Origin of the sequence: Bacteroides thetaiotaomicron VPI-5482, from assembly GCF_000011065.1 — a bacterium.
In the GTDB taxonomy this organism is placed as follows: Bacteria; Bacteroidota; Bacteroidia; order Bacteroidales; family Bacteroidaceae; genus Bacteroides; species Bacteroides thetaiotaomicron.
Window position 1 is genome coordinate 3,011,332 of the sequence record NC_004663.1, and the last position, 13,717, is coordinate 3,025,048.

Sequence of the window (13,717 nt, forward strand, 5' to 3'; positions counted from 1 at the left end):
ATATAAAAACAAGATATAAAAGATTATTCATTAATCGCTCCGCAATGGGGGCAAATACCTTTCTCCTTCAACTTCTCCCCACAATGTCCGCAACGATACTTATAGCTGATATTCCGATGCACCTTCTTCGCAAAAACCCAGATAAAGAATGCAAGGAACAAATAACCGATATAAATATGTGTCATCAGGATAAAGAAGAAATAGCAGAAAATACAACTGGACATCAGTCCCAGCAGATAAAAGACCGCAGCGGCGGGAGTCAACTGCCGGAACAGGTCATCAAGCACCGCCAAAGCGACAATCAGAAACAACCAGATGCTCAACAAAAAGACTGAAAGTATAAAAGGCACTTTAAAAGGCGATAAGGTGGGATTGAAATAGAAATGTTCCCACGTATCCGGCACAAAGACCTGCATTGATTCGTAAACCGTCGCACTGAAAGCCATCAACAGGCAAAGAAACAACGGATAGACACTGTCAATATCATTAAAATAGACCAGCTGCAACTGCTTCCGACGGAAAGCGCGAAACAGATAGACTCCAACAAACAACGCGAAGATAATCATGAAATAAGAAGCATGCGTATCACTGAAAAAATGGATAGCCTGCGAAATACTGTCCGTCGGCACAAACGATTCTTTCAATTCTGTTTCACGTATCCACCCCTGCTCCTCTTGTGTATGCGCCAGCTTTACCCAGACACTGTCCACACTATCGGCAGGGTGAATGGCAAACTCGGCAACAACCACCCGATCTCCTTTATACAATGCGATGTAGGTGTCCTTGATGGGCAGGCACTCCATTGTTACCGAGTCGGTGGTTACTTCCAGATTCGTATTCCAGGTATAATGCCGGTCATAAAGATAGTTCAGAGAATCTTTTGTCTTCTCCGACAGTTCCTCGGAAGTAAGATCGGGACGCGTATAGTGACAGGATGAAAGGAACAGCAGAGTCAGCAACATCCCCACGACAGAACAGCACAAAGCTGTACGAAACTTATCTCTGCCGAGAACAAGCTCCGTTAAACTCCGCATATCTCTGCCGGGGAATCGTTTCATTGTGCCGCTTTTACTTTCATTTGACAGTTTTTGCAATCGAATTCAAGGCGGAAACGTTTTCCGTCATTCGATACCAGATAATAGGGCTCTTTATAAGGCGAGCGCACTCGCTGATGGATAGGGCACCAGCCCATGCTATAACGCAGGCAGTGTTTGCAGAACATCAGCACGGCATCTTCCACCCGTTCCTTTTCATAAGCCTCAGCCACTTGCTGCACTCCATGTTCCCGATAAAAAGAAGCTGCACGGGTGTTCATCACGTTTCCCAAATAAGTAAGTGCAGCCTGCGGATAATCATGTGAAGTCGGCTTCCAGACAGCCAGTTCCTGACGATAATTGATACGTCGGACAGCAATCAGCTTTTCTATCGCCTGACGACGGAAATCCGCCAAAACAGAAGCCGGTAAGAACCAATTCTCCGAGAAGGAGATTTCGATCTTTTCCGCTTCGAAAGGCGTGTTTCCCAATTTAGCAAGCTGCGTCTTCAAGTTATCAGCCTGTGGAGTCCGAGCCGGCTCTTTCTCACGAGGCAGAGTGAGCGTAACGCTGTTATCGTCCTCATCCGTCAGTGTCAGAGAGAAACCGAAGTTGTTGTCTGCAAGCAGTATGTTAACGGCAATCTTCCGTTCGGCCGACTTGCGGGAAAGTATGCGTTCAAACTCCTGATCGAAGTTGCGATAGAGCTTGGTACGGGGCTTGATGCGGGGCATTTCCTGAGGATAAAGTTTGTTTCCATCCACCCGATTAATCCGGAATCCCTGCAAACGTCCCTGTTCATCAATATAGCAGACACCGTCTCCGTTATTAAATGATTTCAGTCCGGCAACGGTCAGAAAGTTGCCACGGGCTTCTTTCATTGTACCCATCTCCTCTCCCAATGATTTCGGAGTATCAAAAGAAAAAATATCCTCACTGCGTCCATGCAGGAAGTAATGAGTAAATCCACGACTGAAACTCTTGTCCAGCTGCGGTTTAAAATCGAAACGGCAAGTGCCGGAAGAAGCGCGCACATATTCCGGTCGGCGGGCAAAGATAGCATCTAGTTTCTGACGATAGGCAGCCGTTACATTCTTCACATAAGACACATCTTTCAGACGTCCTTCTATTTTGAATGAGGAAGCTCCGGCATCCAGCAACCGTTCCAGTTCATCACTCTGATTCATATCTTTCAAAGAGAGCAAGTGCTTGTCTTTCACAATCACTTTTCCTTCCGAATCGACAAGACTGAAAGGCAAGCGGCAAAACTGCGCACACTCTCCCCGATTCGCACTGCGCCCGAAACAAGCCTGACTAACGTAGCACTGACCGCTATAGCTTACGCAAAGCGCCCCGTGTACAAATACTTCCAGCGGAACTTCGGGACAAATTTCGTGTATCTTCCTTATTTCACGAATCGACAGTTCCCGTGCCAGAACAACCTGACGGAAACCCGCTTCCCAAAGGAACTTCACCTTTTCCGGTGTCCGATTGTCCATCTGCGTACTGGCATGAAGAGGTATCGGCGGAAGATTCAGTTTCGTGATTCCCATATCCTGCACAATCAGGGCATCCACGCCAACCCGATACAGGGCATGGATCATCTCCTCCGTCTCTTTCAACTCTTCTTCTTTCAGAATCGTATTGACTGTGACATAGATACGGGCATTATACAAGTGAGCATGTTTTACCAACGCTTCGATATCTTCCAAAGAATTCACAGCCGCTGCACGGGCGCCAAATTTAGGTGCACCGATATATACGGCATCTGCTCCGTGATTGATAGCTTCGATACCACATTCCAGATTCTTCGCCGGGGCGAGAAGTTCTATTTTACGCTGCTTGATCATTCAATATCATTAATGTTGTAAGGCGTTTCCTGATAAACAAAGTAGTTCAGCCAGTTGGAGAACAAAAGGTTGGCATGAGCGCGCCAACGGACCAACGGACCTTTGTCCGGATCATCATCTACGTAATAGTTACGGGGAATTTCGATCGGCAGTCCTTTACCCAGATCACGACGATATTCCGTATCCAAGGTATAGGGAGAGTATTCCGAGTGTCCGGTCACGAAGAACTCACGTCCGCCACGTGCCATAGCCATATAAACGCCCGCATCTTTCGATTCGGAAAGCAATGTCAGTTCCGGCACTTTGAGGATATCTTCCCTGCGTACTTCCGTATGGCGGCTATGCGGCACATAGAAGCAATCGTCAAATCCGCGGAAAATAGAATGGAAAGGTTCCAGCACCCGATGTTCGAAGATACCGAACATTTTCTGGTCCAGTGGATACTTGGGAACTCCGTAGTGATGATACAGTCCGGCTTGCGCAGCCCAGCATATATATAAGGTAGACGTCACGTGCGTACGTGCCCAATCAAATATTTCAGTAATTTCCTCCCAATAAGTCACCTCCTCGAAGTCCATCTGTTCCACAGGAGCACCGGTGATGATCATGCCGTCGTATTTCTCGTTACGCATTTGCTCGAAGTCGGTATAGAACGTTTGCATATGTTCTATCGGCGTATTCTTGGATGTATGACTCTTGATCTTCATAAACGAGATTTCTACCTGGAGAGGCGTATTCGAGAGCAGCCGCACCAAGTCTGTTTCCGTTGTAATCTTCAACGGCATCAGGTTCAGAATCACAATCCGCAACGGACGAATATCCTGTTGCGTAGCACGCGAAGTATCAATTACGAAAATATTCTCTTCCTTCAATAATTCTATTGCAGGAAGCTTATCGGGTAAATTTAAAGGCATAATCGCTATATATTAGTAATTTGGCTGCAAAAATACGAAAAATATAGCACATAATAGGGAGGTTGCTTATTTAGAAGACGTACAAATTAAGTCAATTTAATCAAAGAAGCATACCAAGTAATGAATAAAAGCTTTATTTTTGCCGAACGAATTAGTACTAATAATTTAAATCTTAAAAAAATGGCTTACGTAATTAGTGACGATTGTATTGCTTGCGGAACTTGTATCGACGAGTGTCCGGTAGAAGCTATCTCTGAAGGTGATATCTATTCTATCAACCCAGATGTATGTACTGACTGTGGAACTTGCGCAGACGTTTGCCCGTCTGAAGCTATTCACCCGGCTGAATAATACAATCGACAAAAAAGTATAGGCTGCTTTCTACGGAAGGCAGCCTTTTTTATTTTATCGCTACGGACAAAAGGAAATTACATAAAAAAACGGTAGACTTTCTTTTTCAGGAGATAGCCTACCGTTCTATATTCTCTAAGATTGCTTATTTCAATTTAGCCAATGCTTCCTTGATTCGACGGATAGCTTCTACAATGTTCTCATCACTTGTAGCGTAGCTCATACGAATACATTCAGGAGCACCAAAGGAAGTACCGCCTACACAAGCTACATGAGCATCTTCGAGCAGGTACATTGCCAAGTCGTCCGAGTTTTCAATTTTACGTTCGCCGTTGCTCTTGCCGAAGAAGTAGCTACATTTCGGGAACAGATAGAAAGCACCTTGCGGTACGTTTACTTCGAAACCCGGCACTTCTTTAGCCAACTTCACGATCAGGTCACGACGACGTTCAAATGCCTTCTGCATTTCTTTCACCGGTTCTTGTGTACCTACGTAAGCAGCCTCGGCAGCTTTCTGAGATACCGAGCAAGGACCCGAAGTGTATTGTCCCTGAAGCTTGTTACAAGCTTTCACAATCCATTCCGGACCAGCAATGAAACCGATTCTCCATCCAGTCATCGCATAGGCTTTGGATACACCGTTCACGATCACTGTACGTTCTTTCATTTCCGGGAACTGAGCAATGCTCTGATGTGCACCGATATAATTGATATGTTCGTAAATCTCGTCAGCAATTACCACTACTTGCGGATACTTAGCCAGCACGGCTGCCAGTCCAGCCAGTTCTTCTTTGCTGTAAACAGAACCTGTGGGGTTGGACGGAGAACAAAGAATCAATGCTTTTGTTTTCGGAGTAATAGCTGCTTCCAGTTGTTTCGGAGTAATTTTGAAATCTTGTTCGATGCCGGCAGAAACAATGACAGGAGTACCTTCTGCCATCTTCACCATTTCCGGATAGCTCACCCAGTAAGGAGCCGGTACAATTACTTCATCACCCGGATTTACCAATACCAGGATCGCATTACATACAGATTGCTTTGCACCATTGGCACAAGAAATCTGAGCAGCAGTATATTCAAGACCGTTCTCTTTTTTCAGCTTCTCAACAATCGCATTGCGTAAAGCCGGATAACCCGGTACCGGAGAGTAGCGAGAAAAGTTATCATCAATGGCTTTCTTCGCAGCTTCTTTGATGTGGTCAGGAGTATTGAAATCCGGTTCTCCTACACTTAAGTTAATAACATCAATACCCTGCGCTTTGAGTTCGTTGCTCTTTTGCGACATGGCAAGCGTCGCCGACGGCGACAAGCTGTTCAAACGATCTGATAATTGATTCATTTTGTATCTATTTTATTGTTGTTGAGTGAAATTCGTTGCAAAATAAGCGATAATATTCGATATATGAAAACAAAATGGCATTTTACTTATTAAAATGTAATGTATGTCCCATTCTTTCTTTCTTTGTTCTCAGATATCGCTCATTATATGGATTAGGAACTGTTTCAACAGGTACATTTTCTACAATTTCCAGTCCATAGGCTTCCAGCCCTACACGTTTCACGGGATTATTTGTCAGAAGTTTCATTTTGTGCACTCCCAGTTCACGCAGAATCTGGGCTCCTACTCCATAGTCGCGTTCGTCTGCCAGGTGTCCTAAGCAAAGGTTGGCGTCAACGGTATCCATACCGTCTTCCTGAAGTTTATATGCTTTCATCTTTTCCATCAAACCGATACCACGGCCTTCCTGATTCAGATAAACCACCACACCTTTTCCTTCTTTTTCAATCATTTCCATCGCTTTATGCAGTTGCTCGCCACAGTCACAACGGTGTGAGCCAAGAATATCACCAGTAGCGCAAGATGAATGGACACGCACCAAGATAGGTTCGTCTTCATTCCATGTACCTTTAAATATAGCCATATGCTCCAGTCCATTCGATTTCTGACGGAAAGGAATCAGACGGAACATACCATGTTCGGTCGGCATATTTACCTCAACGCCTTTTTCTACGATTGACTCCTGTTTCAGACGATAAGCAATCAAGTCATGAATGGAAATCAGTTTCAGTCCATGTTCATCGGCCATTGCACGAAGTTCCGGCAGACGTGCCATCGTACCGTCATCGCTCATTATTTCCATCAGAGCACCTGCAGGGTAAAGTCCGGCAAGGCGTGCCATATCGATGGTAGCTTCTGTATGTCCGGCACGACGAAGTACTCCTTTTTCCTGTGCATACAGCGGATTAATATGTCCGGGACGTCCGAAAGTAGCCGGTGTAGAAGCAGGATCGGCCAACGCCTGAATAGTGGCAGCACGGTCGGAAGCAGAAACTCCGGTACTACAACCTTCCAGTTTGTCAATTGTCACTGTAAAAGGAGTGCCCAATACAGAAGTATTATCACTGACCTGATGCGGCAAATCCAGTTCTTTACAACGCGACACCGTGATAGGCGCACAGAGCACACCACGCGCATGTTTCAACATAAAGTTAACTTTCTCAGGAGTTATCTTTTCGGCAGCTATGATTAAATCACCTTCGTTTTCACGATCTTCATCATCCACTACAATGACAAACTTGCCTTCTTTGAAATCGGCAATCGCATCTTCTATTCTATCCATTTTAATCTCTTCCATAACACTTATTTATTAATATTCTGTATGATGAATTGAATTTGTTCATTGTTTTTTATTATCCGTTCCATATCTTTCGCCAACCGGACACGGAATGCCCAGATACGGAAATAAAAGAATAATCCTATAGGGAAAATAACCCCGGCAGCCAGATTCAGCCAATAGGTGTGGAACGGGCGTATATGAGCAGAAACGGAAATAATCGGATAATTGTTTAATGTGTTCAGCAAAGTCACAGACTTCGTATTGGACATCTCCTCTATGAGTGTCTCCAACTTTTCATTGATAGATATCATCTCATCATCCTTCTCGCCCGACATCCACAACTTAAAATAATTCGGGGCTTTCATCAGGCGATTTTTAGCTATATACTCTTTGCACTCGTCAGTAAGCACCTGCAAATCACCCGGTATGCGAGTATAATCCGGATCGTGAATCACCACCTCTTTCTTGAATAAATGGCGTATGTTACGGATACCGACAATCTTCTTAAACCAATTGATATACGCATCGGCATTGAGCACTACAGAGTCTTTATTTGATTTGTAAGTCAGGAAAGCACCTAACGGGGCAAGCACGGCACTACTGGTCCACACTCCCATCCATACGACCCATCTGCCGTCACGTGCCATCTTATAGCCTGTATTATCTATGATATAATAAATGATGAATACCATCACCGAAACGATGACCGGCATACCGAGTCCTCCTTTACGGATAATTCCGCCCAATGGGGCACCAATGAAGAAGAACAGCAGGCAGGAAAGTGAAATAGTGATCTTTTTATGCCACTCTATCTCATGCTTCCGCATACTATAATCATGGCTACCCATCGTGTAACTCTTGAAGTTTATATCACTGCTCAGGTTTTCCGCACGACTTGCAGCGGATGAAATCACCTTCTGCTTCTGCATCAAAGGAGCTACCTCATAGAGACTGTCGATATTATATTCAGTAATATTCGCCTCCATAATCTTGACCGTATCCTCCTTTGTCAATCCATAGGTGCTACGGAAATTCCCTTCAGAAACTTCCCGGTAATATTGTCTTCCGATACTATCACCCACCATTTTCATTGAGTCGATGGAGGCTTGCAGCATCGACATATCTTTGGCAGCAGATGTATTACTCATAATACTGGCATCCGCCATATTAAAGTCTGAGTCAAACTCAATAATCGTATGTTTTTCCCGGAATTCTTCCCGACGATACGGTACATTCTGAGATTTCATACTCTGTGATCTCAGGTTTTCAAATAAATCACCACTGTACAAATGCAGCCAGAGATGCTGCTTGTCTGCAGTCATTTCCATCCGTCCGGAATCTGCATAAATAATATGTGCGTTCTCAAATCCATCTTTCAGATTATAAATCAGCACATCATACATCATACCTGTCTTCCGGTTCTTCTTGGCTATCTTCAGGTTATAATCCGGTATTTCCGAATAAAACACCCCCTCCGGGATATCCAATTCCGGAGACTTTTGTTTCATCGAAATAATCAGTGTGTATAGTTTCGTCTGAGCAATAGGCCCCACGACATTCTGGAAATAAAAAGAGACAGCAACCAAACCACAGACAAAGAAAGCCAGCGGGCGCATAATTTTAAGCAAGGATATACCCGCAGCTTTCATTGCGAGCAACTCGTAACGTTCGCCAAAGTTGCCGAAGGTTATTAAAGAAGCCAGCAATATTGCCAACGGCAACGATATTGGAACCAGTGTCAATGCGGAATAAAAGAAGAACTGAGCTATCACACTCATATCCAATCCCTTTCCGACTAACTCGTCTACATATCTCCACAAAAACTGCATCATGAAGATGAAGAGACAGATGAAGAATGTACCTATAAAGAGCATCAGGAAGCTCTTTACGATAAATATATCTAATTTCTTTATGCGTAGCATCTTAATAGGTTCGTGCAATTAAGACGCAAAATTAGCACAAAAAAAGTAGCATAGAAAATTTTTAGTTGAAAGTTAACTAAAAACCACACGTTCTTCTCAATTTCGCCACTTGCGACTCCCACAATTCTTTCATGTCAGCAACTTCGTCCGCCTCTGCGAAGTCTGTAATTTCTAATACATAGTCACTTGTCAGCTCATTATAAGTCATTTTGATTTCAAAGTAATCGCGTTCATTTTCGTCATCCTGCCAACGAAAGCGAATAAATGAGAAAGAACGGATCGCAATAATCTCGGCATTTCTTTGTTCAGTCTTCCCCCAATGGAATTCTACGATTTTATCATCAGATACTACTTTATCAGCAAACCAGTCCTCCAGCCCGGTCGGTGTGCTAATAGCTGCCCAAAGAATATTTTTAGATGTTGCGTTCAACAAATACTCCAAATGAATTTTTTCTTTTTTCATAGCAATTTCGAATTGTTTTTACGTGTGCCAAGATAAATACTTTTTTCTAATTATGTGGCATAAATCAGACACTTTATTTAAAACTTATTTCTTTTCAAGGCCCCAAACTCCCTATTTATAGGAAAAAGAGAACCTCGTTCTAAAGAAAAAACACAAAAAAGTTATGAATTGTTTTGGAGATTACAGAAAAACATCTATCTTTGCACCCGCAATCGAGAAATGATGGCGGGATAGCTCAGCTGGTTAGAGCGCATGATTCATAATCATGAGGTCCCCGGTTCAATCCCGGGTCCCGCTACTTGATAAGAATAAGGCATTTGAGAGGCTTCCACTCTTGGGTGCCTTTTTCTTTTATACATCAATTGGTGGCAGGTGACGCCATAGGTGACGCTAAATGCAAAAAATTAGCCCCCGAAAGTTTATATTCAGCTTCCGGGGGCTATTCTATTTAATGCTCTATACTCTTATTCCCATTCAATAGTCGCATTAGGTTTCGGCGACATATCATAGCAAACACGATTCACATTCTTCACTTCTTTCAGAATACGGTCTGTGATTTTCATCAGGATAGGCCAGTCTACCGGTTCAATAGTAGCTGTCATAGCATCTACCGTATTGACAGCGCGGATAATCACCGGCCAATCGAAAGAACGGGCATTATCGCGTACACCAACAGATTTAAAGTCAGGCACTACGGTAAAGTATTGCCATACCTTTTTATCCAGGCCGGCAATCTGGAATTCTTCACGCAAAATGGCGTCAGACTCACGTACTGCTTCCAGACGATCGCGTGTGATAGCACCCAGACAACGTACACCTAAACCAGGACCGGGGAACGGCTGACGGTAAACCATCTCATAAGGCAACCCCAACTCCAGACCACAAGCACGCACTTCATCCTTGAACAACTGGCGCAAGGGCTCTACAAGCTGGAACTTAAGATCTTCAGGCAGACCGCCTACATTATGATGAGATTTCACCATCTTGGCAGTCTTCGTTCCGCTCTCTACAATATCCGGATAAATAGTACCCTGACCTAAGAAATCGATACCATCCAGTTTACGTGCTTCTTCTTCGAACACACGGATAAACTCACCACCGATAATCTTACGTTTCTGTTCGGGATCTTCCACACCTGCCAATTTATCCAGGAAGCGGTCTGTTACATCTACATAAACCAGATTTGCTTTCAATTGGTTGCTGAATACTTCAACAACATCTTCAGACTCACCTTTACGCATCAAGCCGTGATTTACGTGCACGCATACCAAATTTTCACCGATTGCCTTCAAAAGTAAAGCAGCTACCACTGAGCTGTCAACACCACCCGACAATGCCAGCAATACTTTCTTATCACCCACCTGACGTCTGATCAGCTCGATCTGGTCATTGACAAAGTTCGCCATATTCCAGTTAGCTTCAGCCTGACAAGTATCAAATACGAAAGACTTTATAGCAGCCTTAATAGCCTCGATATCATCTGTAAATGCCGGAAGCTTCACTGCGCAAGTCGCTTTATCGTGACCGGCAGCCATAACAGGAATCCCCATCGTATAAATAGACGGATTCACGTCAATAGCAACACCGTCGATCACGTTGTTCAGTCCACCATTGATAATAATACCCTTTACGTTGGGCAATGCTTTCAGTTCTTCTACTGTGATGTCGTGAGGATAAATCTCACTATAAACTCCTAATGCACGGATGGCGCGCGCCAATACCGTATTCTCGTGACTACCCAAGTCAAGGATAACAATCATGTCCTGTTTCATCTGATTCTGGTTCTTTTAAGTTATTATATTGTATAAATTTGACTTTAACTTCAATTAGTCTGCAAATATAAAGATTTTAAAAGACGCTGCAATGTCTTGATTCCCAAAGTTTCATTTCAAATTAAATCAGCTACCACATTTATTTATCACAGCAACCGCCTCGGACACTTTCCGAACATTCTCTTTTATGCTTTCAGTCGCATCACAAACCGACTTCCTTTTCCCAGTTCACTTTCTACTGTCAGCGTACCGCCATGCGCTTCCACAAAGTCTCTCGAAATAGACAAACCGAGTCCGCTGCCCTGAACTTTTGTTCCGGGAACACGGAAGTAACGGTCGAAAATACTCTTGTGGTAACGGGGATCGATGCCTTTACCGAAATCCTGAACGTACAGGTCGATCATATCTCCTTCCTGCCTGGCGCCAATCACGACACGCCCGTTTTCTTTAGAATAACGGATCGCATTGCTGAGCAAATTAGTCAATACCCAAGCTATCTTTTCACTATCGACAAAGAGCTTGCCGATTTTCTCTTCCGGGTACTCTACTTCTATCTGGATATTGAACTTATCCGCTTGTACCTGATTAGCTTTAATCGCATATTCTATCAGTTCAATGGGCTTCGTTATCTTCGGCATTAATTGCAGCTTGCCTGCCTCTACCTGAGTCATATTCAGCAATTCGCCCGTAATGCTCAACAGGCGTTCGCTATTTTCCTTGATGCTTTTGGACAACTGTTCCTGTTCATCATTCAGCTCACCGACACGTTTATCTTCCAATAGCTGCAGACTCATCATGATAGCCGCAATCGGAGTTTTCAATTCGTGTGAAATGGTCGAAATAAATGTAGTCTTGGCAGAATCCAGTTCCTTGAATTCCGTTATATTCTTCAGCAGAATGACATCCCCTAATTTGCTGGGTTCATCCTTCCCTGCATCCGTATTTATGATAGGAATATAGGAAGCCTTGAAATAACTCTCTTTATCATCGGCATATATCTTTAACGGCTCTTTCTGATCTCCCGGCGTCACCAGTTCACGAATCAGCCGGCGAAGCAGATCATTCTTCAAAGACAATTCTTCCGCAGATTTACGTATGACATTACCTCTTTTCAGATTCAGCACGTTCAGTGCTTCCTCATTAATAAACAAAATCTCACGATCCATATTCAGACCGATTATCGGATCGTCGATACTGTTCACGATGGCCTCAATGAATTTCTTGGCAGAAAGAATATCTGCTAACGTACTTGCCCGATACTCGGCCAGACGTTCCGCCATACGGTTGAAACTCTCGGCGACTTCCCGAAACTCCTGATTATTTCTCATATCCAGCCGTTCTTCATAATTATGATTGGCTATTTCAAGAATCCCTTGTTTCAGTTCCTTGATGGGTTTACTGATTGTTCGGGGCAACCAATACAGCAATGTCAATCCGGTCAATATACAAATACCGCCGGTAACGGAAATCCACAACAGAGCGCGTTCCAATGCCGGCATAGCGGCAGGGCTATCAGGTTCTGTGGCAGTCAGCAGCTGAAGGTTCACAACAGAAAGTGTTACCAGCAAAATAATCATTCCCGCCAGCATCCCGATGCCGAGAATCAGTTTTGTTTTAATATTCATATCGTTCATACGGTTAATATTATGCAAGTATAATCAAATCTACATTAGCTTGTGACAAATTATTCAAAAACTTTCGATATCCGAGTATGGAGCAAATGGCATGAGGAAATCTCAGATTAGGAGTTCCCATGCAGACAGAAGATATTTGCTTGTCCCGACAAACTTTGACAATACTCCCCAGAATATCCTTCGACTGCACCTGGATGACCTCTCCGCCCAGTTCTGCTACCAGCTTAAAATGATTCAGCAAATAACGCTGACTGGCCAGATCAATCCGGTCCATACTCTCCCTCGGAGTCTGCACATAGAGAGCAACAAAAGTTGTATTATATCGTGTTGCCAGACGTGCCGCCTTCCGGATAATCCTCCTGGGTGTTTTCTCATGACTACTGATACAAGCCATGAACTTCTCATGCCTGATTCCGACCGAAACACCCATCACAACCTCATTCTCCACCTTCTTCTCCACCCGGAGCGCCACTTCCTTCAGAGCCAGTTCCCGCAGTTGAAGGATATTCTCGGTCCGGAAGAAATTATCCAGTGCTGTCTGAATCTTTTCCGGACGGTATATCTTTCCTGCTTTCAGACGCGAGATCAGTTCTTCCGCTGTCAAGTCGATATTCACCACTTCATCCGCTTCCTGAAGCACACTGTCCGGCACCCGTTCTTTCACCTCGATCCCTGTAATCTCCTGCACTTCTTCATTCACACTCTCGATATGCTGGATATTGATTGCGGAAATCACATTAATCCCCTCATCCAACAGAGTCATCACATCCTGCCAACGTTTCTCGTTCAAACTGCCTTCCACATTGGTGTGTGCCAGTTCGTCCACAATCACAATCTCGGGATGAAGGCGGATAATGGCGTCCACATCCATTTCCTCCAACTCTTTTCCTTTATAGAAAATTTTACGTCGGGGGATCACAGGCAGTCCCTGCATCAGAGCCTCCGTTCCGGCACGTCCGTGAGTTTCAATATAGCCGATTTGTACATCCACCCCATTCTCCAGCAGTTCATGAGCCTCCTGAAGCATACGGTAAGACTTCCCTACACCGGCTATCATGCCGATATAGATTTTAAACTTGCCTCGATGAGACTTCTTGATCAGATCCAAAAAATGTTGTACACTCTGTTCTCTATCCATATCCATTTCATTAATTGCTGT

The 13,717-nt window shown here is 44.0% G+C and carries 11 protein-coding genes and 1 tRNA gene; 2 read left to right on the top strand and 10 right to left on the bottom strand.

What is annotated here, in order from left to right; all coding sequences use genetic code 11:
- Positions 1 to 23: 23 nt before the first annotated feature.
- Genes BT_RS12190 through metA form a run of 3 tightly spaced genes read right to left on the bottom strand, consistent with a single transcriptional unit; the run spans position 24 to position 3,798 of the window.
- Positions 24 to 1,058, bottom strand: coding sequence for a zinc ribbon domain-containing protein (locus BT_RS12190; protein ID WP_011108287.1), 1,035 nt, complete (start codon positions 1,056 to 1,058; stop codon positions 24 to 26).
- Positions 1,055 to 2,884: a peptidase U32 family protein gene (locus tag BT_RS12195; RefSeq protein ID WP_011108288.1), complete on the bottom strand. Its 1,830-nt coding sequence runs from the start codon at positions 2,882 to 2,884 to the stop codon at positions 1,055 to 1,057. The genes BT_RS12190 and BT_RS12195 overlap by 4 nt, the downstream gene beginning before the upstream one ends.
- On the bottom strand, positions 2,881 to 3,798 hold the full coding sequence (gene metA, locus BT_RS12200; protein ID WP_008764097.1) for a homoserine O-acetyltransferase MetA: 918 nt from the start codon (positions 3,796 to 3,798) through the stop codon (positions 2,881 to 2,883). The genes BT_RS12195 and metA overlap by 4 nt, the downstream gene beginning before the upstream one ends.
- Positions 3,799 to 3,978: 180 nt before the next feature.
- Here metA and BT_RS12205 point away from each other — a divergent pair, with 180 nt between their 5' ends.
- Entirely contained in the window at positions 3,979 to 4,149 is a 171-nt protein-coding gene (locus BT_RS12205) for a DUF362 domain-containing protein (RefSeq protein ID WP_002559159.1), read from the top strand.
- 145 nt (positions 4,150 to 4,294) lie between these two features.
- On the opposite strand, the gene BT_RS12210 is transcribed toward BT_RS12205, so the two are convergent.
- The 4 genes from BT_RS12210 to BT_RS12225 form a co-directional block, all read right to left on the bottom strand.
- Positions 4,295 to 5,488, bottom strand: coding sequence for a pyridoxal phosphate-dependent aminotransferase (locus tag BT_RS12210; RefSeq protein WP_011108289.1), 1,194 nt, complete (start codon positions 5,486 to 5,488; stop codon positions 4,295 to 4,297).
- A gap of 82 nt (positions 5,489 to 5,570) precedes the next feature.
- Positions 5,571 to 6,785 carry a bifunctional 3,4-dihydroxy-2-butanone-4-phosphate synthase/GTP cyclohydrolase II gene (locus BT_RS12215; RefSeq protein WP_008763746.1) on the bottom strand — a complete coding sequence of 405 codons (1,215 nt, stop codon included), beginning with the start codon at positions 6,783 to 6,785 and terminating at the stop codon, positions 5,571 to 5,573.
- Between the two features lie 5 nt (positions 6,786 to 6,790).
- Positions 6,791 to 8,689, bottom strand: a complete 1,899-nt coding sequence (locus BT_RS12220; protein ID WP_008763745.1) for an LptF/LptG family permease — start codon at positions 8,687 to 8,689, stop codon at positions 6,791 to 6,793.
- A 76-nt stretch (positions 8,690 to 8,765) separates the two neighbouring features.
- Positions 8,766 to 9,152: an START-like domain-containing protein gene (locus tag BT_RS12225; protein ID WP_008763744.1), complete on the bottom strand. Its 387-nt coding sequence runs from the start codon at positions 9,150 to 9,152 to the stop codon at positions 8,766 to 8,768.
- Positions 9,153 to 9,376: 224 nt separating this feature from the next.
- Between BT_RS12225 and BT_RS12230 the strand changes: the two genes are divergently transcribed.
- Positions 9,377 to 9,450: transfer RNA gene (locus tag BT_RS12230), tRNA-Met, on the top strand.
- Between the two features lie 166 nt (positions 9,451 to 9,616).
- Here the strand turns inward: BT_RS12230 and guaA are convergent.
- The 3 genes from guaA to BT_RS12245 all read right to left on the bottom strand — a co-directional run bounded on the left by guaA (position 9,617) and on the right by BT_RS12245 (position 13,696).
- Positions 9,617 to 10,924: a glutamine-hydrolyzing GMP synthase gene (guaA, locus tag BT_RS12235; RefSeq protein WP_008764094.1), complete on the bottom strand. Its 1,308-nt coding sequence runs from the start codon at positions 10,922 to 10,924 to the stop codon at positions 9,617 to 9,619.
- Between the two features lie 185 nt (positions 10,925 to 11,109).
- Positions 11,110 to 12,549, bottom strand: a complete 1,440-nt coding sequence (locus BT_RS12240; protein ID WP_008764093.1) for a HAMP domain-containing sensor histidine kinase — start codon at positions 12,547 to 12,549, stop codon at positions 11,110 to 11,112.
- Between the two features lie 19 nt (positions 12,550 to 12,568).
- A complete protein-coding gene (locus BT_RS12245) occupies positions 12,569 to 13,696 on the bottom strand; it encodes a sensor protein KdpD (protein ID WP_032813994.1) in 1,128 nt (375 codons plus the stop codon).
- Positions 13,697 to 13,717 lie beyond the last annotated feature (21 nt).